At 56.0% G+C, this 24,668-nt stretch carries 21 protein-coding genes; 17 read left to right on the top strand and 4 right to left on the bottom strand.

The genetic code is table 11. The features are described 5' to 3' along the window. The first annotated feature begins 104 nt into the window (after positions 1–104). The 5 genes from blaOXA (at position 105) to AU11_RS16200 (ending at position 3,452) form a co-directional block, all read left to right on the top strand. The gene (gene blaOXA / locus AU11_RS16220) at positions 105–887 is read left to right on the top strand and encodes a class D beta-lactamase (RefSeq protein ID WP_043320689.1); all 783 of its coding nucleotides are present in this window, start codon (positions 105–107) and stop codon (positions 885–887) included. A 261-nt stretch (positions 888–1,148) separates the two neighbouring features. Further along, positions 1,149–1,565 carry a VOC family protein gene (locus AU11_RS16215; protein ID WP_043320919.1) on the top strand — a complete coding sequence of 139 codons (417 nt, stop codon included), beginning with the start codon at positions 1,149–1,151 and terminating at the stop codon, positions 1,563–1,565. 282 nt (positions 1,566–1,847) lie between these two features. Next, complete coding sequence (locus AU11_RS16210; RefSeq protein WP_043320688.1) at positions 1,848–2,438, top strand: Crp/Fnr family transcriptional regulator; 591 nt, start codon at positions 1,848–1,850, stop codon at positions 2,436–2,438. Positions 2,439–2,498: 60 nt separating this feature from the next. After that, complete coding sequence (locus AU11_RS16205; RefSeq protein ID WP_043320687.1) at positions 2,499–2,945, top strand: isoprenylcysteine carboxylmethyltransferase family protein; 447 nt, start codon at positions 2,499–2,501, stop codon at positions 2,943–2,945. A gap of 102 nt (positions 2,946–3,047) precedes the next feature. Beyond that, positions 3,048–3,452: a hypothetical protein gene (locus AU11_RS16200; RefSeq protein WP_051687386.1), complete on the top strand. Its 405-nt coding sequence runs from the start codon at positions 3,048–3,050 to the stop codon at positions 3,450–3,452. Positions 3,453–3,490: 38 nt separating this feature from the next. Here AU11_RS16200 and AU11_RS16195 read toward each other — a convergent pair whose 3' ends face one another. Further along, positions 3,491–4,195, bottom strand: a complete 705-nt coding sequence (locus AU11_RS16195; protein WP_043320686.1) for an MnmC family methyltransferase — start codon at positions 4,193–4,195, stop codon at positions 3,491–3,493. Positions 4,196–4,301: 106 nt separating this feature from the next. On the opposite strand from AU11_RS16195, the gene AU11_RS16190 reads away from it, so the two are divergent. The 4 genes from AU11_RS16190 (at position 4,302) to AU11_RS16175 (ending at position 6,203) form a co-directional block, all read left to right on the top strand. Next, the gene (locus tag AU11_RS16190; protein WP_043320685.1) at positions 4,302–4,592 is read left to right on the top strand and encodes a hypothetical protein; all 291 of its coding nucleotides are present in this window, start codon (positions 4,302–4,304) and stop codon (positions 4,590–4,592) included. Then, the gene (locus tag AU11_RS16185) at positions 4,546–5,043 is read left to right on the top strand and encodes a GNAT family N-acetyltransferase (protein ID WP_197023882.1); all 498 of its coding nucleotides are present in this window, start codon (positions 4,546–4,548) and stop codon (positions 5,041–5,043) included. The genes AU11_RS16190 and AU11_RS16185 overlap by 47 nt, the downstream gene beginning before the upstream one ends. A gap of 33 nt (positions 5,044–5,076) precedes the next feature. Then, positions 5,077–5,448 (top strand): VOC family protein, encoded by a 372-nt coding sequence (locus AU11_RS16180; protein ID WP_043320683.1) that lies wholly within the window; start codon positions 5,077–5,079, stop codon positions 5,446–5,448. Positions 5,449–5,525: 77 nt separating this feature from the next. Beyond that, positions 5,526–6,203 carry a penicillin-insensitive murein endopeptidase gene (locus AU11_RS16175; protein ID WP_043320682.1) on the top strand — a complete coding sequence of 226 codons (678 nt, stop codon included), beginning with the start codon at positions 5,526–5,528 and terminating at the stop codon, positions 6,201–6,203. Here AU11_RS16175 and AU11_RS16170 read toward each other — a convergent pair whose 3' ends face one another. Further along, complete coding sequence (locus AU11_RS16170) at positions 6,204–7,067, bottom strand: alpha/beta hydrolase (RefSeq protein WP_081848224.1); 864 nt, start codon at positions 7,065–7,067, stop codon at positions 6,204–6,206. Positions 7,068–7,282: 215 nt separating this feature from the next. Between AU11_RS16170 and pgaA the strand changes: the two genes are divergently transcribed. From pgaA to pgaD, 4 genes are read left to right on the top strand one after another with little or no spacing between them, the layout of a single operon-like run. Further along, positions 7,283–9,298 (top strand): poly-beta-1,6 N-acetyl-D-glucosamine export porin PgaA, encoded by a 2,016-nt coding sequence (gene pgaA / locus AU11_RS16165; RefSeq protein WP_043320681.1) that lies wholly within the window; start codon positions 7,283–7,285, stop codon positions 9,296–9,298. A 2-nt stretch (positions 9,299–9,300) separates the two neighbouring features. Beyond that, positions 9,301–11,130, top strand: a complete 1,830-nt coding sequence (pgaB, locus tag AU11_RS17895; RefSeq protein WP_051687384.1) for a poly-beta-1,6-N-acetyl-D-glucosamine N-deacetylase PgaB — start codon at positions 9,301–9,303, stop codon at positions 11,128–11,130. Next, complete coding sequence (pgaC, locus tag AU11_RS16155) at positions 11,127–12,383, top strand: poly-beta-1,6-N-acetyl-D-glucosamine synthase (RefSeq protein WP_043320680.1); 1,257 nt, start codon at positions 11,127–11,129, stop codon at positions 12,381–12,383. The genes pgaB and pgaC overlap by 4 nt, the downstream gene beginning before the upstream one ends. After that, the gene (gene pgaD, locus AU11_RS16150; RefSeq protein WP_043320679.1) at positions 12,380–12,850 is read left to right on the top strand and encodes a poly-beta-1,6-N-acetyl-D-glucosamine biosynthesis protein PgaD; all 471 of its coding nucleotides are present in this window, start codon (positions 12,380–12,382) and stop codon (positions 12,848–12,850) included. Before pgaC ends, pgaD begins: the two co-directional genes overlap by 4 nt. A gap of 49 nt (positions 12,851–12,899) precedes the next feature. Here the strand turns inward: pgaD and AU11_RS16145 are convergent, their stop codons facing one another. Next, the gene (locus tag AU11_RS16145; RefSeq protein ID WP_304412653.1) at positions 12,900–15,167 is read right to left on the bottom strand and encodes an alpha-amylase family glycosyl hydrolase; all 2,268 of its coding nucleotides are present in this window, start codon (positions 15,165–15,167) and stop codon (positions 12,900–12,902) included. A 285-nt stretch (positions 15,168–15,452) separates the two neighbouring features. Here AU11_RS16145 and AU11_RS16140 point away from each other — a divergent pair, with 285 nt between their 5' ends. The 4 genes from AU11_RS16140 to AU11_RS16125 all read left to right on the top strand — a co-directional run bounded on the left by AU11_RS16140 (position 15,453) and on the right by AU11_RS16125 (position 23,090). Beyond that, positions 15,453–17,327 carry a glycoside hydrolase family 13 protein gene (locus AU11_RS16140; RefSeq protein WP_197023881.1) on the top strand — a complete coding sequence of 625 codons (1,875 nt, stop codon included), beginning with the start codon at positions 15,453–15,455 and terminating at the stop codon, positions 17,325–17,327. Positions 17,328–17,472: 145 nt separating this feature from the next. After that, on the top strand, positions 17,473–19,932 hold the full coding sequence (locus AU11_RS16135) for a TIM-barrel domain-containing protein (RefSeq protein WP_043320678.1): 2,460 nt from the start codon (positions 17,473–17,475) through the stop codon (positions 19,930–19,932). Between the two features lie 184 nt (positions 19,933–20,116). Further along, complete coding sequence (locus tag AU11_RS16130) at positions 20,117–22,009, top strand: alpha-amylase family glycosyl hydrolase (RefSeq protein WP_043320677.1); 1,893 nt, start codon at positions 20,117–20,119, stop codon at positions 22,007–22,009. 238 nt (positions 22,010–22,247) lie between these two features. Next, on the top strand, positions 22,248–23,090 hold the full coding sequence (locus AU11_RS16125; protein WP_043320676.1) for a DUF3014 domain-containing protein: 843 nt from the start codon (positions 22,248–22,250) through the stop codon (positions 23,088–23,090). Positions 23,091–23,155: 65 nt separating this feature from the next. On the opposite strand, the gene AU11_RS16120 is transcribed toward AU11_RS16125, so the two are convergent. Beyond that, on the bottom strand, positions 23,156–24,589 hold the full coding sequence (locus AU11_RS16120) for a DUF1552 domain-containing protein (protein WP_043320675.1): 1,434 nt from the start codon (positions 24,587–24,589) through the stop codon (positions 23,156–23,158). Between the last annotated feature and the right edge of the window lie 79 nt (positions 24,590–24,668).

The raw sequence follows: 24,668 nt of genomic DNA, 5'->3' as shown, positions 1-24,668 counted from the left end.
CGGTAGACGCTGGCTTTTGAGATCCCTCGGAAAACAGTCGTGTCGACCCACGCTGCTTTGGCTTTCTGTTATATCGAATATTTGGCTTCACCGGACATCAAAAAATGAATAAGTTTGTAGCTATATTTTTTGCCGTTCTTTCTACTCCGTGCTTTTCCGGAGATTGGGAAGAAAGTTCTGAAATCAACAATCTGTTTACTAGGTCCGGCGTCTCTGGAACATTCGTTCTATACGATTCCGACTCTGGAAAATTCATAGGACACAATCATCGAAGATCTGAAGTGCGGTTTATTCCGGCATCTACATTCAAAATTGCAAATAGTTTGATTGGCCTTTCTGTGGGCGCAGTAAAGGATGTCGACGACATTCTCCCCTACGGCGGGCAGAAGCAATTATTTAAAATCTGGGAAAGGGATATGGGGCTACGTGAAGCTATTTCTATATCCAACATTCCCATCTACCAGGCGCTGGCTCGTCGTACTGGTTTAGAGCGAATGCAGGCGTATGTCACGAAGCTAGGTTTTGGGAATGAAGATATTGGTACCTCTATAGATACATTCTGGCTTGATGGGCCGCTGGAAATCAGTGCTCAAGAGCAAGCTATCTTTCTATCACGACTCGCTCAAGATCAACTTCCGCTATCAAAAGATATCCAAAAAGCTGTTCGAGATATCGTCCTGCTAGAACAAGGTGAAGGCTGGAAGCTTTACGGAAAGACAGGCTGGGAAAATGTACCGAATCCTGGCGTAGGATGGTGGGTCGGATGGGTCACAAAGGGTAACCATGTGTATTCGTTTGCCCTAAATATGGACATCAAAAACCCATCCGATGCGAAACAGCGTGTGAAGCTGGGGAAAGAAAGTCTCAAAGCTTTGGGTATTCTATAAGCGAGCTGAAACTTGCAAGTACAGATACCGATCGGATTCGACCTATGGAATTGGCCTTAAGTGGCAAGGCTGAATCCTTGAGAGAAATAGCAAGCGCGGCGCTATACGTAGCGCACGCCCCGCTGCACTGACTGATAGGAGAAGCTATGGAGTTCGTACTTGTACCTGGTGCATGGGCAGGAGGCTGGATATGGGATAAAGTTGCCAAGTCGCTGCGTGATAGAGGACACACCGTTCATCAACTCACCCTTTCGGGACTCGATGAACAAAGCGAGACGTGCGAAAATTGAGTTTTTTAGTGCCATTGGCCTTTCTCTGGAAGGCCGTATGGTTGTAGAAGGCGACTGGTCTGGCCGAGTAACCGGTGTACGAGGTCAGCGAGTTGAAGTTGCTATGATGAAAACCCCAGACGATATCAGTCGAATTGAACTAACACGTTTTGATTTCCCGGCTATCGTGTCTGACCATCGTACAGCTCCGGTAAACTCTTTAGGGTATATGCGTGTTATGTTTACCGTTGGAGATATAGAGGACACCGTGACCAGTCTTCGCCCACTTGGTGCCACAGTGGTTGATGAAATTGTCGATTACCAGGGGATCTATCGACTCTGCTACATACGGGGCCCAGAAGGAATTCTCATTGGCTTAGCACAAGAGCTGGGTGAATGCAGCCACTGACAAAGCAAAAACATGCCATCTGAATCATTGGTAGTTTTCTTCGCTCACTTCGATAACACTTATACCTATTCGCTCCTACGCAGGCCATATAACAGATGCTGAAAAAATGGATAGCTGCTGGCGTAATCGCTCACGAAGACAGCGCGGCGATAAACCTGAAAAGTAGAAAATTGAGCGAGAACGATTTTACCACCTGATTTTTATTGAAGGTGTTGACAGGCTCACCAAGAATAGACGGCGATAGAAGACAATCCGGTATTCGAACTCACACTGGGGAAAGCCATGGAACGCACCCACCAAGAGCGCCTGAAGCAGATCTTTTCGCATCTCACGCCTTTTGATCAGGTCGACCTGGAGCAGGCCTATCCGTATTTCACATTCCATACCTTCGCAACAAAGGATTACATTTTTTCTTGTGGAGACATCGTCCAAGACGTCCATTTCATGATGGACGGAATAGGAAGGTACTATTACACCGACAAAGAAGGCAATGAGCGAAACAAGTCTCTGGTTCGGGTAGGAGGCGCATTTTCCAGTGTTAGCTCTCTGGTCGAAGGAAAGCCCAGCCCTTTCTTTGCGCAAGCAATTACACAATGCATGACCGGGTCGATACAGTACGCGGATTTAATCGAACTTTCAAAAAACAGTAGAAACTGGAGCGATTTTCTACGAATAAGTTTAGAACGTTTAATCTTAAAGAAGGAGAAGCGAGAGGCCGATTTCTTATTACTTAACGCAAAAGAGCGGTACGAGCGATTCCTGGTCGAATTTGGTGATGAAAGCAAACGTATACCACTCCGCCATGTCGCGATGTACATCGGTGTAACGGATGTTACTTTATCACGCATACGGAGAGAGATGGGCTTAACATAGGTTAAGGCCGCTACCGTGATAGCTCGGTATAGTCATGCAACACTTTACTGGGGATATGTCATGCGGATAGTACTGCCACCGACTCTGTTTGTGCTTTTTATCATCATCATGGGAGCAGCATGGTGGCAGATAGAGCCTTCCTACCATCTTGCATTCCCATACAATCTGATAGGCTTACTTTTTATTGCTTCCGGCCTGATACTTTCCTCCTCTGGAAAAGCACTGTTTAGAAAACTGGACACTAACATCATGACATTTGACAAGCCTGACAAGCTCGTAACAGAAGGGGCGTTCAAGCACACAAGAAACCCCATGTATCTAGGCCTTGTTGGAGCCATGCTCGGGTTCTCTTTGTTGATGGGCGCAACGATTCTATCTATGGTGCTAACCGTTTTATTTTTTCTCATTATTGACCGCTGGTATATAGCGTTCGAAGAAAGAGTAATGCTGAGAAAATTTGGAAAAGATTACGAAACCTACTGTCGCAAAGTTCGCCGTTGGATTTGATCCCAATTAATCGCAAAGCTCTACTGGAGCCACCGATTTTGTTGTATCTTACATCCTTACCCGGAAAGTAATTCAATCATCCTTCGTGGTTATTACAATTTTATGAGAAAACGGCAATACATCTGGGCTTTCATATTCTCCCTGATTAGTTCCTTCGCAAGCGCCGATAGCCTTACCGGTGCCTGGGAGTTGGTTTCCGGTAATTATGTAGACAACAAGGGGACTCTGCTCGATTACCAGGATCTCGATTTTAAGGCGTTGAAGATCATCAGCGATCGCCATTTTAGCTTTACGTCGATGAAAGGCGGCGAGTTCTGGGCATCGGGTACCGGAACTTATGAGGTCGCCGATGGGAAGTATACGGAAACACTCTACTTCAATTCTTTTGGCGAGCAGTCTGGTGCAAAATTTGTGTTTACCACCAGAGTTGAAGATGAATACTGGTATAACGAGCGCTGGAAAGATGGCGAGCGCGTTGAATATGAGGTTTGGCGCCGCGTCGAGTAGGCCGGGTCGGGTCACTCTCATAAACTACCGAGTGCAGATTAGCGACCTCGATTCTTGTTTTCTGTACCCGGTCTTTGGGCGAGAAATATCGCATGGCGGGCGCCCTTCCCCGGTCGCTCGCGCACAGTCTTCACCTCCACCTGAAACCCAGCCTTCTTCAACCGACTGGCGTATACCGTGTCCGGTGACGCCGACCATACGGCAAGCATACCTCCCGGCTTCAGACATTTATGGATACTGCTAGTGCCTTCAATGGAATACAGCCAGTTGTTGTCGCTGTGCGTTAGCCCCTCCGGGCCGTTATCCACGTCCAGCAGCACGGCATCATATTCATCGCTTCGATCTACCAGCAGCTCGCCCACATCGCCGATGTGTACGGCGACCCGGCTATCATCCAGAGGTCGCCCGGCACACTCGCCCAGTGGGCCACGGTTCCACTCCACCACTTCGGGAATCAGGTCTGCGACAATCACTTGTGCCGACGCATGCACGGCTTCCAATGCGGAAGCCAGCGTATAGCCCATCCCCATACCACCGACCAGCACCCGGGCATCCTTACGATTTTGCAGATGCGCGCAGCCCAACACAGATAGCTGCTGCTCACTGTGGAACCTGCGACTATTCATCAGCTCGCCACGAGGGCCAGACAGGGATATGGAGAACTCTTGGTCACGCTTTCGTAGGGTCAGCGCACCGCCTTCATTGGGAATTTCGGCAGTACCGAGTTGAATCCAGGGTTTCATAGTGAAGCTCGCTGTGGGACGGAAGTGGCGGCGCGCACTCTAGCACACGTTGGTTAGTGACGCCGCTGACGGTATGATGGCTTGAACGTACCAGGGAAGAATAACAATGTATGTATTTCGGCAACTTCTGGCTGTTTTCTTTTTCTGTGCCAGCATTTACCTCATTTTCGACCTGTTCGCGCGCGGATTCAGCGTATTTGTACTGGCAGGGTCTATTCTGAGCTATCTCGCCGCCTACTATATCTGGCCAAAGCACGATAAAGAGCAGGAGTCCGCCTGGTTACAGGTCGCCGAAGTCATCGTCGAACTGCCATTTCGTTTAATCGCATCGCTTTTGCGCGGGTTGGGACGTGCAGTATCCGGCAAAAGCGGGCCGGATTTCGATATCGATCTATAACCCACATATCAGGGGCCCGGTAGACTATATGAATAGGGATATCGAATACAGAATCAACACCGAGATTTCGGTCACCCAGTTTCTGCAACTACTTGAGCAGTCGACCCTCGCGGACCGCAGGCCGGTGGACGATCTTGCGTGCCTGGAAGGAATGCTTGAAAACAGCAATCTGACGGTGAGCGCTTGGGCAGGCAACGAACTAGTAGGGATCGCTCGCAGCGTGACCGATTTCCACTACGCCTGTTATCTTTCCGACCTTGCGGTAGCGAGCAGCCACCAACAACGCGGTATCGGCAAAGCGCTACAAAAACTTACCCAGCAGCAACTCGGCCCAAAATGTAAGCTGATTCTTATTGCGGCACCCGCCGCAAACACTTACTACCAAAATATTGGATTCGAGCACAATGAAAGGTGCTGGATTCTGGATCGTGATAGTCGCATCATCGAGTAGCCATTTTTCCAATGACAAAGCAAGGAGGGCGGTATGAATCTGGGTGCGTTTTCAATCAGTCTTACGGTGAAGGATATCGAGGCCTCCAAGAAGTTTTACGAAAGCCTCGGTTTCGAGTCTCTGGGAGGTGATTGCGGGCAAGGCTGGACAATCCTGAAAAATGGTGAGCACGTTATTGGCCTATTTCAGGGAATGTTCGACAAGAACATGCTCACCTTCAACCCCGGTTGGGATCAGTCGGCTCAGAATACCGGTGAGTTTACCGATGTACGCGAGCTACGTGAAGAACTGATCAAGCGCGGAATCAAGGTTATTCGCGATGACGCGAAAGGTGACTCAGGCCCCGGCAGTATTGTTATTGAAGACCCTGATGGCAACCCAATATTAATCGACCAACACCGATAACCTCAGGTAACTCCCGTCATATTTCAATACTCATCTCCAGTAAAGGCTAAAGGCATTCCGGTCAAGGAAATCTCACCTTGGATATAAGAAGAATCTTACTTGTACTACCCCTATTCGCTCCAATAACTACCTTGGCAGAGACCAGCACCTGCTTTGGAACAACGGCAAATGGCAGACTGGAGAACGGCGTAAACCTTCCTGCAAGCGGTGAAAATTACGTAAGCTACAGTTCGCTCGGGCGCCTCGCCGGCAGGACATACGTCCACTCCGAAGTTAAAGGCATCATTGTCTCCGCATATAAAGACCTGGAGACGGAACAACCAAACAAGGTATTCAAGTACGCGGAGACGGGCTTTAAAGAAGGTGGAAAGTTCAAGCCACATAAAACCCATAGAAATGGACTTTCAGTAGATTTTATGACACCGGTAATAGACCCATCAGGGAAATCAGTGCACTTACCAACAAATCCACTCAACAAGCTAGGCTACGATATTGAGTTTGATGAACACGATCAATTTGGTGAATTGAAAATCGACTATGAAGCCATGGCTGCACATATCGTCTCACTACACAAGCAGGCAAAGGTGCGGGGACACGAACTTTGGCGGGTTATCTTCGACCCCAAACTACAAGTCAACTTATTTAAAACTAAATATGCAGACTACCTAAAAGAAAACATCACGTTTTCCCGAAAAAGATCTTGGGTAAGACATGATGAGCACTATCATGTCGACTTCTCAATCCCCTGTAAGTAATCAATGTTGACCTACCGTATCTTGCGCACCAGCTTCCGCGACTTCAGGCAGGAATATCTTCCGCAACCCAGCCCGGTAGCTGTCAGTACTGTTCGCCGCGTGGGTGCCTCCCTCGATGTTCACAAAATGGGTACTCCAAGGGGAGTCCTCGCGCACTGACCAATGCTCATGCCACTCTATGGTACGTACGCGATTCGTTCGATACCGATCATTTGATGAGCTTGCCACAATTACCTGCAAGTCATTCCGCGTGGCTGCTACCGTATCCACAAAGAACTGCTCTCCATCTGGTAGAAAACTGGGGTTACTGGCAATGCGCGCCCAGAAGAGATCCGGATGATTGAAAGCAGAGTACAGCGCCATAAACCCACCGCGACTTTGGCCGAATAGTACGCGTCTTTCTGAGTCCGCACGGTAGCGATTCTCAACCTCTGGCAACAACTCGTGCTCCAGAAAGTTATGAAAAGCCTCCGCTCCGCCACTGCGCTTCCAGTCAGCAGCGTAGGTGGAGAAGTCGAAATCTCGCCAATTGGTTTCGGGGTCGAAGCCGCCATAAGCAATCCCTACTACGATAGCTTCCGGAATATCGTCGTCGTAGTGCAGAAACATGTGGTTGGCAGCCAGGATTGGGAATAGAGAATCACCATCCAGAAGGTAAATTATCGGATACTGCTTCTGCGAAGAAGCTGCATAATCTTCTGGCAGGCGAATGTAGATATGATATGGGCGGCCAACCTGTTCCGAGTCGAGCCGGAAGTAGTCACCGGATAAGGCCGGGAGAAAGTCCAAGGGGGCTGGCTTTGCACCTGTCATTTTTGACTCTTCATCCTTAAAAACATCACAAGCCGACAGCAACACGCTCATGGCCACTGCCGCAACTGCCCAGCATATGCGCTTCACTTATCTGGCTCCTCTCAAATCCATCCTGCCACGATACCACTTTCCCAGTGCTCATCGCGATTCCGCGCTCTCATTCTTTTCAATGCCTCGCACCGAAGCTGCTAAGTTTTAAAGCTGTGATCTAAAAAAACGAAAAACGGGATTTGGAGCCTGAGGGGCTCCTGGTCCGGAGCGAAGGAATGCGAGCTTTTCTGGGCGCGCTCTATTTGGCGGCAATGGCGCCGCTTAGTGCATTTGCGAACAATGAAGCGCCACTGCCAGCGGAGGCGGCGGTGTTACTCGAAGAGGGTCGTGCTGCCTTTCGAGAGGGCGACCGTTACACCGCGCTTCGCCTGATTGGTGAGGCGCGGTTGATTGCGCCTGATAATCCGCATATTCGCCGCGCCCAGGCCGATATTGTGATGGAACTGAATGCCCCATTTGCTGCAGAGCGTGCTCGGGGGTCCAGCGATCCCGGTATCGATGCGCGCCAGGCGGCGCTGCTGGTGCGCTGGGGGGAACAGGTCAATACGGGCGGGCCGGCCCACCAGTACGATGGCACCGACCGCGCCATCTTAGCGCTGCGTTCACAATTACAGCGCGCCGAAAACAGCCAGCCTGTGGATGAGGGACTGGTTACCCGGCTGCGGAGAGATCTGGTGATTGCCCTGCGCGACAGGGGTTTCTGGCAGCAGGCGCTGGATGAAATCGCCAGGCTTGAACAGCACGGCAATGCGCTCCCACTCTATGTCCTTCAGGCCAAAGCGGATGCATTGCTGGCGGTGCGCCTTCCGCTGCGCGCGATTCCGCTCTATCAAAAGGTGATTGCCGAGGGCGATTACAACCGCGATGCCCGCATCGGGCTCTTCTATGCCCAACTGGAAGCAGAGCAGCTGGATGCCGCGCTGGTAACAGCGGATGCCCTGGCGGCGGAAGGCAGTGCCTGGCGACGTATCGGCATCGATGGGCGCCCCGCTCCCAATGAGGAGTGGTTGAGTAATCAGACGCTTGCGGCACAGGCGCGTCGCCTCGTCGCCATGCCAAAAGCCGGCTGGCAGCGCCTGCAGCCACTGGTAAAGGCGGCACCGGCGAATGCCTGGCTGCGGGCTGAACGGGGCGAGACCGCCGCCGCCCGCGAATGGCCAAGGCGCGCACATCAGGAATTGCTGATTGCTCGCAGCCTGTCGCCGGATGCGCTGGCTATCCGTATTTCCACTGCGGAGTCGCTGCTGCGAAGGCGCCATTGGCACATCGCTGAACAGGAGATTGATGCGCTCGCTGAAGTCGCTCCGGGCAACGGTCAGGTGCGCCGACTGCAACGGGACCTGGCCATTCACCAGGAAGCGGAGTTACAGCTGGAACTGCGCCCCTCGAAGACCCGGGGAGGCGGCCCCGATGCGGAGGGCGGCGGACTCGATGGCACTCTCAAGGTATTCACGCCACCGCTGCAAGAGCGCTACCGGCTGTTCGCCGCAGATATCCGCACCAGCTCTACCCCCGAGGGACGCTCGCTCCAACACAATGCGATCGGTGCCGGTATTGAGGGGCGCTGGCCGGATCTCACACTGACTCTGGCGGGCTGGAACCACCGCGGGGAACTGGACGGCGGCGGCGCCAGCCTGTTGGCGGAATGGCAACCGAGCGACCACTGGGGGTTCTCGGCCGACCTGCAGCGCTTCTCGGAGATGACACCGCTGCGTGCTCTGGAGGCGGGGATTCGCGCGGACTCCGCCAGTGTGTCCGCCTCGTACACGTTCAGTGATGCCGGCAGTGTGTCGGTAAATACCGCAGTGGCGGATTTTACCGATGGCAATCACCGTACCCAGTGGATTATCAGCGGTATGTCGAAGGTGCTCGACGGCCATTCCGTGGATGTCTATATGCGCCCGACCCTGTATACCTCCAACAACAGTCTGCGGGGAGCGCCCTACTTCAATCCAGAGGAGGATTACTCAGCGACGCTGTCCGCCGCGGTGCAACACCGTTTATGGCGCTGGTACGACGCGGATCTGGTGCAGCAGTTTTTTATCGAGCTGGGCAATTACTGGCAGCAGAACTATCCATCCGGCCCCATCGGCTCCCTGCGCTACAGCCAGTATTGGCAACCCTCCCCACGCACCTGGCTGCACTATGGTATCGAGCGTTCGATGCGCCGCTACGATGGTGAGAATGAATATTCCTGGGGGCTGTTTCTCGATTACAGCCAGAGGTTCTGACCATGCGCTGCTGGCCGAACCTGCTAGTGGGAATCCTGCTTTGGCTGATAAGCGCCTGCGCTGCCGCGCAAATCCAGACTGCCGCGCCCGGTGTGTTTTACAGTGTGGCGCTGCACGATATTGCGGACTCGGAAGACCAGCTGGACGACTCCGGCATCACCAGTGATCGGCTGGTCGCTTTTTTTGAATGGCTTGCCGGTAACGACTGGACGCCCATCCGCCTCGACGATATTGCCCGCGCACAGCGCGGTGAAATCCGGTTACCGGAGAAGGCCATTCTGCTGACCGTAGACGACGGCCGCAGCAGCACCTTTACCCGGGTCTACCCACTCGCTTTGACCTATCGCTTCCCGGTGGTGGCGGCCGTTGTGGGGCGGTGGATGGATACGCCTGCGGGGGAGACGGTGACTTACGGGCGCCAGCAATTGCCGCGCAGTGCGTTTATCACCTGGGATGAGGCGCGCCAGATGCAGGCCTCCGGCTTTATCGAATTTGCCTCACACACGTTTAACCTGCACCGGGAAGAAATCGGCAACCCCCAGGGCAATGGTTTGCCCGCAGCCGTCACCCGCCGGTATGACCCGGCGCGGGGATATGAAAACGAAGCGGCATACCGCGCCCGTATCCGCCGCGACCTGCAACGCGCCCGCGACGGGATGCAGAAACACCTGGGTCGCGCGCCCCGTGCACTGGTGTGGCCTTACGGACGCTATAACCAGACGACACTGGAAATCGCCCGCGCCATGGGTTTCGAGTTTTCATTTACCCTGGATCCCGAACCCGCGCAGCTGGCGGCACCCTCTTCTGCGGTCCCCATGGAGATCGCCCGCTACCTGCCCACCGAGAACCCGTCGCTCGGTGAGTGGGTATCGGCGATGCAATTTATCGATCCATGGACCAATACCCGACGCATCGTGCCCCTGAACCCGGCGGCCTTCGCCAGTGGCAGTGCACAGGTGACGAATCTGCGACTGGGGACCGCACTGGAGAACCTGCTGACGCTGGGTACCACCAATGTTCTGATTGATGCCCTCGCGGCGGACGAACACGGCCGTATCGAGGCCAGCTGGTTCCCCACGGAGACCTTGCCACTGCGCCAGGACCTGCTGTCGCGGCTGGCTGCACAGATGAGCGCGCGCGCAGGCACCCGGGTGATTATCCGCTTTCCCCATCGGCAGGCGCTGCACACCCTCGGTTCCACAGCAGCGGTGGAACAACTGTGCCGCGATCTGGGACGCTATGTGCCATTTGACGGACTGCTGCTGGAAGATGTTGCCAGCCTCGCCCGGCAACCCGCCGATCCACAGGATACTCCCTGGCAAATGCGTGCCAGGCGCCAGCGCACAGACTTCAGCCACTGGCCGCTGGCCGACCGACTGGCGATGCGCTGTTTCGCCATAATTGAGGAGGAGCGATCCGGGCTGCAGCTTTTCTGGCGCGCCCCGCAATACTATCCGCTGATGCGCGGCGCAGCGCTTGCGGATGTCACTCTGGTGCCCGGCCCCACCAGTAACCCCATTCCATTGGCGCGGGATGCGCGCGACCCGGCCCCGCCCGATGGACTTTCGCCCTATCAGCACATTGCACACCGCACTGGCCTGTGGGGCTATACCGGCGGCAAGGCGAATGTGGCGGAAATCCGCAATGCGATTCTGCACTACCAGAGTTATGGCGGTACCACCTTTGGCTGGGAGCCTCAGGATCTGATCGACAACCGCCCCCCGGCAGACATACTGGCGCCCACCAATTCTGCCCGCGCTTTCCCGCCTCGGGGCACCTTTAAAAAAGACACCACGCCCCCCGCCGATCAGCCCGGGGAGAAGGCACCGTGAACTGGGCGTATGTCGAACAGGCCCTGGCCATCTTCTGTTTCGGTTATCCGTTTGTCATGGCCTACTACTGGATGACCGGAGCCCTGCTCTTTTTCATCGTACGCGAACGGCATATGCCGCGTTTTGACCGGCCCCCGACACTGACCACCTACCCGGGGGTGTCCATACTGGTGCCCTGTTTTAACGAGGGCCCACAGGTCAGGGAAACCATTGAGAACCTGAGCCGCATCACCTATCCGAATTTTGAGGTGATCGCGATAAACGACGGCTCAAGAGACGAAACCGCTGCCACCCTCGACGCCCTGTGCGAAACCAATCCGCGCCTGTCGGTAATTCACCTCATCAGCAACCAGGGCAAATCCTGTGCACTGAACACCGGCGCTCTGGCGGCGCGCTACCAGATCCTGGTGTGTATCGACGGCGATGCACTACTGGATCGCAATGCCCTGCACTGGATCGTGCGGCAGTTTCAGGTCAGCCCGCGGATCGGCGGTATCGCGGGCAATCCGCGCATTCGCAACCGCAGCAGTATTGTGGGGCTACTGCAGGTGGGGGAGTTCTCCGGCATGGTGGGGCTGATCCGCCGCGCACAGAATATTTACGGTAGTTTCTTTACGGTGTCGGGTGCGGTCTGCGCGTTTCGCAAACGCGCCCTGCAGGAAGCCGGCTGGTGGAATACGCAGGCGCTGACGGATGATGTGGATGTGACATGGCGTTTGCAGATGGCGGGCTGGAATGTAGAGTTTGCCCCCAAAGCGCTGGCCTGGATACTGACCCCGGAAACCTTCCGCGGTCTGTGGCGACAGCGGGTGCGCTGGAGCGAAGGAGGCACGACGGTCATCCTGCGCTATTTTCCGCAGCTGTTTACTCGCAAAGGCCTACGCATGTGGCCCATCTGGGCCAACTATGTGGTTTCGATTCTGTGGTCCTACACCATACTTCTGTTTATGGGTGTCGGGCTACTGCATCAGCTGGGAATTTCGTTTGGGCTGGGTTTTAGCAGCTTGGGGTTCCTGCCTGACAAGTGGGGAATGACCCTTGCACTGACCTACCTCTTGCAGGCGCTGGTCGCCGCATTGCTCGACCGGAGAGTTGAACCGGATATTTTCCGCAGCCTTTACTGGATTATCTGGTATCCACTGATTTTCTGGGTAGTACAGGCGCTGACTGCGATCGTCGGTCTACCTCGCAGTATTCTCTACTTGCGACGTCAAACCGGTACCTGGACGAGCCCTGACCGGGGGTTCCGATGAAAGCAGACTGGCCACCTATTATTGACCGGGCACGCGTCCCCAGATGGTGCCGTTTTCGCGATGGTGTACTCACCTTTCTGGCGTGGGCCCTGATGATCGGGTTGCTGCAACCACTGCTGATCATCGCCTGGCATGCTGCCGAAGTGACGCTTGGTCTGCGCGACGCTCTTCCTCCGGTACACGCAAAACTTTTTTTTCAGGAACTGCTACCTTTCTTCAAATTGATCGTATTGTTTTCTCTATCACTTTCCATTCTTGCGATCAGCCGCCGCGAATACCTCAAGTCGGTTGCCGATGCCAGAAATCCACCCCCACCCCTACCACCGGAGCAGCAGGCGCAGAACTTTTCCCTGCATCCCGGCCAAATGGAAATGCTACAGGTACAGAGAATTTCTCTGGTGCAAATCGACAATGGCAGTATTACCAAAATAGAAAGCCCCGGGCCTGGGCCCGGGGCTTCGACTTAACCAGTGGATTTTCCCCCGTCGTCGCCACGTTGGTGGTGGGCGATACGGATTAGTGCAAAACGATCACCTCATTCGCATCCAGATTCAGAACCGCGGAGCCACCACTCACACTCACCGAGTCATTACCCACGAGGCTACTGTACTGCCCGTCCGCCAGAGCCAGATTACTGACGTTGATCGAGGTATTGCTACCGCGGTTTACCGCGACCATGACCACGTCATTCCCCTGAACCCGCTCGAACACCAGAATGTCCTGATTCACCCAGCGCTCGTTATAACTGCCGGAAGCCAGTGCCGGGCTCTGGGCGCGCAGGTTGGCCAGGGCGCTGATCAGCTGAAACGCCTGCGTGGTTTCGCTGAAGGAGGGCATACCCTCGCGGTTGTAGGGATCGTGACCGATCTGACCGTCACCGTTGGCGGTGAACCAGGTGCTGTTCTGCTCGCTGCCGTAATAGATGGTGGGAATGCCCGGCAGGGTCATGACCAGGGCCATACCCAGGTTCTGGCGCGCGTCGGCGAGCGCCTTGCTGAAACCTTTGCCGGTACGGCCGTTGTCCACAGGCCCTGTGGTTTGCAGGAATACACTGGTGCGGGTGGCGTCGTGGTTGTCGAGGAAGATAGGCTGCCAGCTTTCGCGGTTGCCCATCGCACCCGCGCGGGATTCGATGTGGGCGTTCAGCTGGGTCATGGAAATATCGCCGGCAATGGCCGCTTCGATGTTATTGCGCAGCTGGAAGTCCAACAGCTCGGAGCCGCGGTTCTCATTGAGGAAGGTCATCGACAGGCTTTCACCGGCACCGGCGCCGTACCACTCACCGAAGATATACACATCCGGATCCACCGCGCGCACGGCCTGGCTGAAGCGATTGATGAAGTTGGGTTCGATATGCTTGATGGCATCGATGCGGAAGGCATCCACGCCGTGACTCATCCACTTGATCGCGGCATCAATCAGGTACTGATCCGCCGCACTGTTGCTGTTAAACCCGTGGTTGAAGTCGGTGAGGTTGAACAGGGTCTTGTTGGTGAAAGACCAGGGGTCGTCCCACTCGCCACCACAGGTGGTGGATGGATCACTGTCACCGCAGTCGGCGATAGCGCCGTTGTGGTGATACCAGGTACCGTTGTCCTGATTCACATCGGTGATAAAAGTGCGCTCTTTATAGAGTGCGCCAAACTCGTATTGATCGTCCTGGTTGGAGTGGTTGAGGGCGATATCCAGCACCAGCTTCATACCACGCGCTTCCATTTCCGCGTCCAGCTGATCCACCAGCGCCCAGTCCCCCAGGTGCTCGTCCACTTCGTAGAAGTCGCGCCCCCAATAGCCGTGGTAGGCCCCATCCGATCCTGAATTGTCGATATTGTCGTTCAGCGGGGTAACCCAGATGGCGGTAACACCCAGGGCTTCCAGGTAATCGAGCTTGTCGATCAGGCCCTGTATATCGCCGCCCCAGTATTTTTTCCACTCGGACAGGCCGCCGGCGGATTTGGTGCTGGAGGTGGCCGCCGGGTTGTTGCCGTTGTCGTTGCTGGTATCGCCGTTGGCGAAGCGGTCCACAAATACGAAGTACATGCTGCGGTTGCGGAAATCGCTCAGTTCAGGCTGCACTACTTCACAGCCATCGGCATCCACGGTGGTACCAGCGGGGGTGTTGGGGCAAAGGTCGCTGCCGTCGGGTACACCATCACCGTCTGTGTCCGGCTCCGCCGCACCACAGTTCACCGCCAGGTCGGTGGTCACGCTCACCAGGGTATTGCTGTCACCATTGGCAACGATATACGTCCAGCCGCTGGCAGCTACATCCTGCGCCGGGAACTGGCTGCCGGCCCAACTGCCACTGGGGTCAATTTTAAAGCGCGGGCCGCCATTGCCGTCGCCGCTGGCAAAGTTGCGGCAGGCTTCATATTCATCGGTTTCACCAATGCGGGCCAGGAGATCCCCCGCGGCCCAGCCGTTGTGGGTGCCGCGCAGGTGCAACGTGGCTGCGGGGGTGACCGGGTCTTCTGCAGGAATAATGTGGTAATCGTGGGTGTCGGTATAAAACTTGATATCCCAGGTGCCGGCAGAAACAGGGATGTTATTGCCGTTCAACTGCCCATTGGCTCCGTAATTTTCGCTCCAGTCCCCCCAGCGATCGAACTTGATTTCACCGGCAGCGTTAAATACGACATCGTCGGCCAACATCGTGTTGTTGCCGATGTCCTGCATTTGATCCGCTTGCCAGTTGTTGTGGGTGCCGCGCAGAAACCATTCTGCCTGCGCCATGGAACTCGCACCCAGCAGCAGTGCCGCCAGGGCCAGGTAGCTCTTGTTCATTTTCATCATCTCGGTTGATTATTTTTCTTGAGCGCACCCGCGGCGAATTTTTCACTGAAAATCCGCACTAATACGGGCTCCTGTACATACTGGCGATCTGCCGGAGTAATTCCTCCCCCTCTGGTGGGGCGTGGTAAAAATGCGCGCCAGGCCGGAGTGACGGGGACCCGGGACTCCCCCTGCAGGGAGGGGGATAACAAGGGTGGGCTGTGCGGGCACAATGGTGAAAAAAAGTGCGAATAGTCCGACCGACTTAAGCGCCCAAGTCAAAAACAGGTGACCGCGATGATGATGGATACACCCCGCCCACGAGCGCTACTTGGTGCAGCGCTGATGACGCTGGCCATGGGCTGCAGCGCCGCTGACCAGCCTGCCGTCGAGCGCGTCGAGCCGCCCTTCTGGTGGACTCAGATGGCGGAGCCCAATCTGCAGCTGATGCTGCACGGGGACGATATTGCAGACGCTGCAGTCACCATCGATTACCCCGGTGTAACCCTGACCGGTACCGAGCGGGAGCAGAGCCCGAACTACCTGTTTATCAATCTCGCCATCAGCGAGGACGCCAGGCCCGGTACCCTGCCCATAGCACTGCGCAGTGACGACACGCAAATCACTGTGGAGTACACCCTCAAACAGCGCCGCGCCGGCTCCGCCGAGCGCCAGGGGTTCGACAGCAGCGACACCATCTACCTGATCACCCCCGACCGTTTCGCCAATGGCGACACCACCAACGACCGCACCGGGGACACCATAGAAGGCCCGGACCGCAGCAATCCCGGCGGCCGCCACGGCGGTGATATCGCCGGTATGCAGGCGCACCTGAATTACATCGCCGATATGGGCTTCACCCAGATCTGGCCCAACCCGCTGGTGGAAAACAATCAGCCGGCCTACTCCTACCATGGCTACTCCGCCACGGATCTGTACCGCATCGACCCGCGCTACGGCAGCAATGAAAGCTTCCGCGCGTTTGTCGCCGCGGCAAAACAGAAAGGGATCGGGGTGATTCAGGATATGGTGCCGAACCATATCGGTGACGGGCACTGGTGGCTCAAGGATCTGCCGGGGGATGACTGGCTGAATGGCGAGGGGGTCGAGAAAGGCGAGTTCGAATACACCAATCACGCGCGCACCGTGCACATGGACCCCTACGCCAGTCACAAGGACCACCAGCTGTTTACCGACGGCTGGTTTGTAGATTCCATGCCGGATCCCAACCAGCGCAATCCGCGCGTGGCCAACTACCTGATCCAGAACGCCATCTGGTGGGTGGAGTACGCGGATCTTTCCGGTATTCGCGTGGACACCTATGCCTATTCCGATGCGGATTTTCTTACCCGCTGGTCCGCGCGCCTGATGCGGGAATACCCTAACTTCAATATCGTCGGCGAGGAGTGGACGCGGCAACCGGCGCTGGTGGCCTACTGGCAGGCAGGCAATACAAACCGCAATGGCTACGTCTCCCACATACCCAGCATGATGGACTTCCCGCTACTTTACGGCCTGCGCGAAGGACTGGAAAAAACGGAGACCTGGAGCACCGGCCTGATTTCCCTGTACGAGTCACTGGCCAATGATGTGCTCTATCCCGATCCGAACAATCTGGTGATCCTAGCCGGCAACCACGATATGAGCCGGATTTACAGTCAGCTGGATGAAGACCTGGGCAAATTCCGTATGGCGATCGCCTACATCGCCACCATGCGCGGTATTCCGCAGTTCTATTACGGCGACGAGATTCTGGCAAAAAGCCCCAAGCAGCGGGACGACGGCATCGTGCGCAGCGATTTCCCCGGCGGCTGGGCAGATGACAAGGTCAATGCCTTTACCGGTAAAAAACTGAGTGCGGAACAGAAAGACGCCCAGCAATTTGTGCGCACGCTGTTCAACTGGCGCAAAGACAAAGACGTTATCCACAGCGGCAAGCTCAAGCACTTTGCCCCCATCGATGGCCTCTATGTGTATTTCCGCTATGACGACAACGACACGGTCATGGTAGCGATCAACAAGAGCGATACAGCCCGTGAGGTGCCGCTGGCGCATCTGGCAGAAATGCTGGGAACAAAGTCCAAAGCAACCGACATTACCTCCGGCAGGTCCACTCCGCTGAGAGAGATGGTGATCCCTGCAGGTGATGTGGCGGTTGTTGAGGTCCACTAGCGAAACCCTCTCACTTCGTCATACCGGACTTGATCCGGTATCCAGATCCAGCACAGCTGGATGCCGGATCAAGTCCGGCATGACGGAGTTGCGGAGCGAGCACCGTAAACCCGAATTAAAATTACAGATACAAAAAGCGAAGACGATGAAAGTAGTAAATTCCAAGAAGCCCACGAGGCTGCTGAAAAAACTCGGGCTGGCTACCCTGCTACCCAGCCTCCTCGCCACCGCCGCGCAAACAGCGCTCGCAGAACCTGTGCGGGAATATCGCAGCCACCAGCTTGTCGATAACCAACTGGTGATCGAAACCAGCGACAGTCAGGTAACCCTGACCCCGGTCAACCCCAGCGCACTGGAAGTGCATTACCAGCGTGACGGCATCAAGCAACTGCCGTCGTTTGCCCGCGCCGATCAACTCAAGCGTGATGTTGCGGCGCAACTGAGCGTTTCCCAGGACGCACTACAGTATGCCCTCGGCGATCTCACAGCAGTTATCCACAAGTCGCCATTTACCATCGAATACCTGCACGACGGCAAGCCACTACTGAGTGAAGAACACGGCTTCTTTGCCAACCAGACCATGCGCGGTTTTCGCTTTACTCTGAGTGAAAATGAAAAACTGATTGGCGGCGGCCAGCGAGTACTGGGCATGGACCGTCGCGGCCACCGCCTGCCGCTCTACAACAAAGCCCATTACGGGTATACCACCGAGTCGGACCAGATGTACTTCGGGCTGCCGGCGGTTATGAGCAGCAACAAGTACATCCTGCTGTTCGACAACAGTGCCACCGGTGCTATGGACCTGGGGGCCAGCGAGGCAAACGTACTGCAGTTTGAAGCTCAGGCGGGCCGCACCAGTTATATCGTGGTGGCCGGAGAAACCTACCCGCAGCTGATCGAGAATTATGTGGATGTCACCGGCCGGCAGCCGATGCCTCCGCGTTGGGCGCTGGGCAACTTTGCTTCCCGCTTCGGATACCGCACAGAGCAGGAAGTGCGCGATGTGGTGGAAAAATTCCGCGAGGAAGATTTCCCGCTGGATGCATTGGTACTGGATCTTTACTGGTTCGGGCCGGATATCAAGGGCCATATGGGCAACCTGGCGTGGGATAAAAACGCATTCCCGACACCGGTGGACATGATGGCCGACCTGCGCGCGCAGGGAATTGAAACCATCCTCGTTACCGAACCGTTTGTGCTCTCCACCTCCGAGCGCTGGAGCGACGCGGTGGCAAGTAATGCGCTGGCAAAAAATCTCGTCGGCAACGCCAAGCAGTTTGAATTCTATTTCGGCAATACCGGCCTGATTGACGTTTTCTCCGAGGACGGTCGCGACTGGTTCTGGGGAATCTACAAAGACCTGAAAGAACAGGGCGTTTCCGGCTGGTGGGGCGATCTCGGCGAACCCGAGGTCCACCCCGCAGACACAGTGCACGCTATCGGTATGGCGGATGAGATTCACAACGCCTACGGACACCGCTGGGCCCAGATGCTGTTCGAAAACGAAAAGGCAGACAGCCCGGAACAGCGTCCATTTATCATGATGCGTGCCGGCTTCCCGGGCTCGCAACGCTACGGCATGATTCCATGGACCGGCGATGTGGCCCGGGAATGGGGTGGATTGCAGCCGCAGGTAGAGCTCTCTCTGCAAATGGGTCTGCTCGGATTCGGCTACACCCACTCGGATCTGGGCGGCTTTGCCGGTGGTGAAAAGTTCGACCGGGAACTGTATATCCGCTGGCTGCAATACGGTGCTTTCCAGCCGGTATATCGCCCCCACGCTCAGGAACACATCGCCCCGGAGCCCGTGTTCCACGACCGCAAAACCCGCAATATCACCCGCGAGTTCGTCAAGCTCCGCTATCAGCTGCTGCCCTACAACTACACCCTGGCGTTTGAAAACAGCCAGACCGGCATGCCGCTGATGCGCCCGCTGTTTTTCGAAAACGAAAACGACCTGGCGCTGATGGATAACAAGGACGCCTACCTGTGGGGCAATGATTTTCTGATAGCACCGGTCACTTCCGAAGATGTCGATGAAGTAGCGGTTCAGCTGCCCGGTGGTATCTGGTTCGATTACTGGAACGATAACCAGTACGGTGGGGACCTGGCGAAAATTGATGTGGACCTCGAAACCATTCCGGTTCTGGTCCGTGCCGGCGCCTTTATCCCAACGGTGTCCGGTCTGAACAATACCCGCGATTACTCCAGCGCGAACCTGCGTCTGGATTACTACGCTCACGAATCCGCACCTCGCTCCAGCGGCTATATCTACGAGGACGATGGCGTTACCGCGGATGCCTACGCCAAGGGCCAGTACGAAAAGCTGATGTTTTCCAGTGAACGTAGTGAATCCGGTATCGCATTCCGCTTTGATCGTGAAGGCAACGGCTATACCGGCGCACCCGAAACTCGCAGTATCGAGCTGATATTACATAACGTAGCGCAACCCTCTGCGGTACGGCAGGGTGAACAGGCGCTGGCGCTGGTGCGCAAGGAAAGTGCGCTGGCCGAAAATACGGCCTGGTACAACAAGCGCGCCAAGACCCTGCATGTGAAATTCGACTGGTCCGGCCCATCCCAGAGCCTGACCGTTACCCAATAACTCAAACTACAAAGCACAGCTTGCAGGGCAAATCTGAGCGCATAGCGAGCACTGCTCGCTGCTCATATTTGCGACCGGCCATGGATGGCCGGGCCGGCGTTTGCTCCATGGAGGGCTGCTTGATTTGCAGCCCGAAAATTCGCCTGCAAGCAGGCTCCTACACTAGAAAACAAATACCGAGCTTATGAAAAAATTTATCCACCTGTTTTTGGCCACTTCCATTGCCGCCGGCACACTCAGCGCCTGCACTCAGAAATCGGAAGATTCCGATGCACAGCCCGCAGCAGCCGCAGAAATTAAAAGTAACGGCAAACCGGTAATCTACCAGGTGCTCCCGCGTCTGTTCGGCAACACCAACCCCACCAACAAGCCCTGGGGTACCATTGAGGAAAACGGTGTTGGAAAATTCAGTGACTTCACACCCAAAGCACTGGAAGAAATTCGCGCACTGGGAGCCGACTACATCTGGTACACCGGTTCCCTGCACCATGCAGTGGTGCGTGATTACACTGCGTTCGGCATCAGTAATGACGATCCGGATGTGATCAAGGGGCGCGCGGGATCTCCCTATGCGGTGAAGGACTACTACAGTGTGAACCCGGACCTTGCCAATGACCCATCCAAGCGGCTGGAGGAATTCAAGGCGCTGATCGAACGCTCACACGAAGCGGGCCTCAAGGTTCTGATCGACATAGTTCCCAACCATGTTGCACGCAATTATCAGTCTCTCGCCAAGCCCGAGGGCGTACGCGATTTCGGGGTGGACGACAACACCAGTGTTGCCTACGCCCGCGACAACAACTTTTACTATGTTCCCGGCGAACCCTTCCAAGTGCCGGTGGCGGAAGACGGTTACCTTCCACTGAACGGCGAAGCTCACCCTCTGATTGACGGCACCTTTGAGGAAGTGCCGGCAAAATGGACCGGCAATGGCAGCCGCGCGCCGCAACCGGCTCAGGGGGACTGGTACGAAACAGTTAAAATCAATTTCGGTGTGCGCCCGGATGGCAGCCACGATTTCCCCGAACTCCCGGCAGATTTTGCGCAGAAAGACTACCGCGCACACGCGGCTTTCTGGGCAGACAAAGACGTTCCCAACAGCTGGGAAAAATTCCGTGAGATCACCGACTACTGGCTCGCCTTCGGCGTGGACGGCTTCCGCTACGACATGTCTGGCATGGTGCCGGTGGAATTCTGGAGCTACCTGAATTCCTCCATCAAAATGCAGAACCCGGACGCGCTGTTATTGGCGGAAATTTATCAGCCGGATCTTTACCGCGACTATATCCAACTGGGGAAAATGGATTACCTGTACGACAAGGTGGGTACCTACGACGCCATCCGCGCGGTAATGGAAGGCAAGTCCGGCACTGATCCTCTGGTGGACATTCAGGAGAGCCTGAGCGGTATTGAGGACAATATGCTGCGCTTTATGGAAAACCACGACGAACAGCGTATCGCCAGTCCGGAATTCGCCGGCAACGCCAAAGCCGGCATTCCCGCCATGGTGGTCTCCGCCACCATCAGCGGCGCACCGACATTGCTCTACTTCGGCCAAGAGCTGGGTGAACCGGGCGCCGGCGACGCGGGCTTCGGCAAGGCCAGCCGCACCACTATCTTCGACTACTGGTCAGTCCCTACCATTCGCCGCTGGAATAACGAAGGCCAGTTCAACAGCGAAAAACTCAGTGAATCGGAACAATCCCTGCGCGACTTCTACGGCAAGTTGCTGACCTTCTCCCGCCAGAGTCCGGCGCTCACCGGGGAATACCTCGACCTGCACCGCTACAACAGGGAACAGAGCGACACCTATACAGACAAGCTCTACAGCTTCGCCCGGTGGGCAGGGGACGATCAGCTGCTGGTGATTGCCAACTTCGCCGACAGCGACGCCACCACTACCCTGCAGCTACCAAAAGCACTGGTTGAGGAGTGGCAGCTAGCGGCCGGTAAGTACACCCTTACCAATGCGCTCCGCGACGGCGGGACAGAACTGGTGGTTGCCGATGATTTGTCCGCGCAGGTGTCGCTAACCGCGCCATCGCTCTCCGGGCAAATTCTGAAGCTCTCCCGATAACGCTCCCCCTCAATTCATTAGGGGGCGCACTTGCGCCCCCTCTTCACTCTCTCCGTCTACTCTCTCCCTCTACTCTTTCCTCTCGATCCCGCCCCACACTATTGGTCCGACCCTATAGGCGAAACCTTCCCGACCTGCTACTGTCCTAGACTTCGCAGTCAGTGGTTTACACTGACTTTTGAGGCGCCAAGCTTGGTTTTACAATCGGGCACACGGGAATCAACGGGAGAATGTCGAGATGGGTGGCACGATCAAAGAGTGGCTGATCGCCCTGCTGGTGACAGCGGCGGTTGCCTTTGGTATCTACTGGTTTGCGGTACGCGAAGACATCAAACAGGACGTTCCCGAGCCGGTGCCCGAGGCCGCCCCCGAAACCCAACCCAAGGTCGACCTTGATGAGCCGGAAGACGAGCCGGTCATTCCCCCAACGCCGGAACCCGCCGAGCCGGAAGATCCACCGCGCCAGCTGCCCACCCTGAACGACAGCGATGAAGAAGCCCGCAAGGACATCATCAGCCTCTCCGCCGACGGCGCCCTGGCCAAATGGATAGTGCCCGATGAAGTGGTGCGCAAATGGGTCGCGGCGGTGAACACCGCCACCAAGGGCGATTTGATGCACAAGAACCGCCCGTTCAATAACGTGGACGGCAAGCTCGCAGTCAAGGAACTGGAAATCAAAGACGACGGGCAGAAGGTGTATGTGCTGTCCCAGGAGAACTACCAGCGCTACGACCAGCCGGTGCGTCTGTTCGCCATGGTGGATACCGATACCGCAGTGAACCTCTACCAGTTCTGGTATCCGCGCCTGAAACAGGCCTACGGTGAGCTGGGCCTGAAGAACAAAAACTTCCACGCCGCCCTTCTCGCCGCCATCGACCAGGCCCTCGCCGCCCCGGAAATCGAAGGCCCGATCAAACTGGTCCGCCCCACGGTGTACTACAAGTTTGAAGACGAGCAACTGGAAAAAATGCCCGGCCTGCACAAACTGATGATACGCATCGGCCCGGACAATGCCGCAAGAGTGAAAGAGAAGCTGCGCGAACTGAAAACCGCGCTGCAGAATATGCCATCAGAGCAATAAGCTCATTAAATAAACAAAGCCCCGAAATCGGGGCTTTATTTTTTCCGCGAATGTAAATCCCCAGTTTAAACCACCCCACCCGACCAGTGATTTTCCGGCAAAGAATTCACCCCCATATAGCGTGCGATATCCCCGAACAGCTGGTGGGTGCCGTAGATCCGCTGGCCGTTGTTGATGCCATCCCCACAGTTGATGATACGCCCCATCTGCAGGGCGCCGCCGGCGCCTCCGGCCAGGGTGACGGCGCCGGCAGCGCCGCCGTGTTTGGAGCCGTCGCCGACTTCGCTGAACATCACCACAAGGGTGTCATCCAGCAGACCTTTATTTTCCAGTTGCTGCAGGGTGTAGGCGAGGAGTGAGTGATACCAGCGCACCTGGGCGGTGTGGGGTACATCGCCGGGACGGTGGGAGGCGCTGTGGCTGGCAAATTCGTTATACCAACGGGTCATGGGGCCAACGGGGCCGCTGCCGTTGCTGTGCTGAACACCCTGGCTGATGGCGTCCTGAGCCATCTGCCAGCATTCATCATAGGAGTAGTTCACCAGATTGCCGTTTTCATCGCCTTTGGAAAGCTGCAGGGTGGCGACGCGGTGCAGGCCACAGGAAAAAGCGCCGACGATGTTGTCCACCTGGGCGCGGGCCAGATGCGGGAACATCTGCCACTCGGTGGGCGATAACGGGCTGGAGGATGCGTAATAAGGGTCACTCATTACGTTGGTATTAAAACTGCATTCGCCTACCTGGTTTCCGGCCAGGTCCCGCAACCGCTTCAGCGCATTTTCGTGCAGAGTGAGCTTATCCCTCTGTGCATTTTCCAAAGTGACGTCGGCGAGACTGTCGAAGTCATCCAGAATCGCATCGTAATAGGCCTGCTTGTCGGGGTCATTGCCGCCTGTGCCACCGCCGACCCCTCCACCGGATATGCCCACCGCCAGTTTCTGTGCAGCGTCCGCCGGATCATTATTCGGGATGGGGCGCGCTGTGGATTCCACGTTGCGCGGTTTGGAAATCATGATGTCGGATCGATTGCCGGTGCGCACCCCCAGACTCAACACACCCTCATTGCCCAACTGCTCCGCGATCAAGTGGTCGATACTGGCACTGCCATACCCGATCTGATTATTGCCGGTAAGAATTCCGCGCATGTCGTTGTAGTGGGCACCGGCACCATCGCCGATATCCAGGGTCAGGTTCTGTAAGATGATCAGGCGGTTGTGCCAGGACGACAAAGGCCCCAGGCCAAAACTCAGTTCCTGGCTGCCACCGATACTACCCGGCCCCTGCTGGGGTACCCAGTTGTAGGGCACTACGCCGTTGGGGTAGTAGAGAAACAGTACCCGCTGCGCGCCACCGGTTTGCGCGAATACACGCTGGCCGAGCATACTCCCCGCCAGCGGCAGCAGCACGCCCGCCTGCGCCAGATTGCGCAGAAATTTACGGCGCGAGCGGCTGCTGGATTCATTGACCGAGGTAAATCCGAATTTATTGAAGAATTTCATTATTGTTATCCCTCATTATTAAGAGGCTATTAAAGCGTAGCGAGCGGGTGGCTGGCAGTCACCGCCGGAGCGGAGGTGG

Origin of the sequence: Microbulbifer sp. HZ11 (genome assembly GCF_000708675.1) — a bacterium.
Lineage (GTDB): Bacteria > Pseudomonadota > Gammaproteobacteria > Pseudomonadales > Cellvibrionaceae > Microbulbifer.
This window is presented reverse-complemented; position numbering and strand designations above follow the sequence as displayed.

What these genes read in the sequence shown, in the direction of transcription:
- pgaD (WP_043320679.1), top strand. Translation starts at nt 12,380, where the DNA reads ATGAAAGCAGACTGGCCACCTATTATTGACCGGGCACGCGTCCCCAGA.
- blaOXA (WP_043320689.1), top strand. Translation starts at nt 105, where the DNA reads ATGAATAAGTTTGTAGCTATATTTTTTGCCGTTCTTTCTACTCCGTGC.
- AU11_RS16170 (WP_081848224.1), bottom strand. Translation starts at nt 7,067, where the DNA reads ATGAGCGTGTTGCTGTCGGCTTGTGATGTTTTTAAGGATGAAGAGTCA.
- AU11_RS16180 (WP_043320683.1), top strand. Translation starts at nt 5,077, where the DNA reads ATGAATCTGGGTGCGTTTTCAATCAGTCTTACGGTGAAGGATATCGAG.
- pgaA (WP_043320681.1), top strand. Translation starts at nt 7,283, where the DNA reads ATGCGAGCTTTTCTGGGCGCGCTCTATTTGGCGGCAATGGCGCCGCTT.
- pgaB (WP_051687384.1), top strand. Translation starts at nt 9,301, where the DNA reads ATGCGCTGCTGGCCGAACCTGCTAGTGGGAATCCTGCTTTGGCTGATA.
- AU11_RS16195 (WP_043320686.1), bottom strand. Translation starts at nt 4,195, where the DNA reads ATGAAACCCTGGATTCAACTCGGTACTGCCGAAATTCCCAATGAAGGC.
- AU11_RS16210 (WP_043320688.1), top strand. Translation starts at nt 1,848, where the DNA reads ATGGAACGCACCCACCAAGAGCGCCTGAAGCAGATCTTTTCGCATCTC.
- AU11_RS16145 (WP_304412653.1), bottom strand. Translation starts at nt 15,167, where the DNA reads ATGAACAAGAGCTACCTGGCCCTGGCGGCACTGCTGCTGGGTGCGAGT.
- AU11_RS16125 (WP_043320676.1), top strand. Translation starts at nt 22,248, where the DNA reads ATGGGTGGCACGATCAAAGAGTGGCTGATCGCCCTGCTGGTGACAGCG.
- AU11_RS16130 (WP_043320677.1), top strand. Translation starts at nt 20,117, where the DNA reads ATGAAAAAATTTATCCACCTGTTTTTGGCCACTTCCATTGCCGCCGGC.
- AU11_RS16215 (WP_043320919.1), top strand. Translation starts at nt 1,149, where the DNA reads ATGAACAAAGCGAGACGTGCGAAAATTGAGTTTTTTAGTGCCATTGGC.
- AU11_RS16200 (WP_051687386.1), top strand. Translation starts at nt 3,048, where the DNA reads ATGAGAAAACGGCAATACATCTGGGCTTTCATATTCTCCCTGATTAGT.
- AU11_RS16190 (WP_043320685.1), top strand. Translation starts at nt 4,302, where the DNA reads ATGTATGTATTTCGGCAACTTCTGGCTGTTTTCTTTTTCTGTGCCAGC.
- AU11_RS16135 (WP_043320678.1), top strand. Translation starts at nt 17,473, where the DNA reads ATGAAAGTAGTAAATTCCAAGAAGCCCACGAGGCTGCTGAAAAAACTC.
- AU11_RS16120 (WP_043320675.1), bottom strand. Translation starts at nt 24,589, where the DNA reads ATGAAATTCTTCAATAAATTCGGATTTACCTCGGTCAATGAATCCAGC.
- AU11_RS16140 (WP_197023881.1), top strand. Translation starts at nt 15,453, where the DNA reads ATGATGATGGATACACCCCGCCCACGAGCGCTACTTGGTGCAGCGCTG.
- AU11_RS16205 (WP_043320687.1), top strand. Translation starts at nt 2,499, where the DNA reads ATGCGGATAGTACTGCCACCGACTCTGTTTGTGCTTTTTATCATCATC.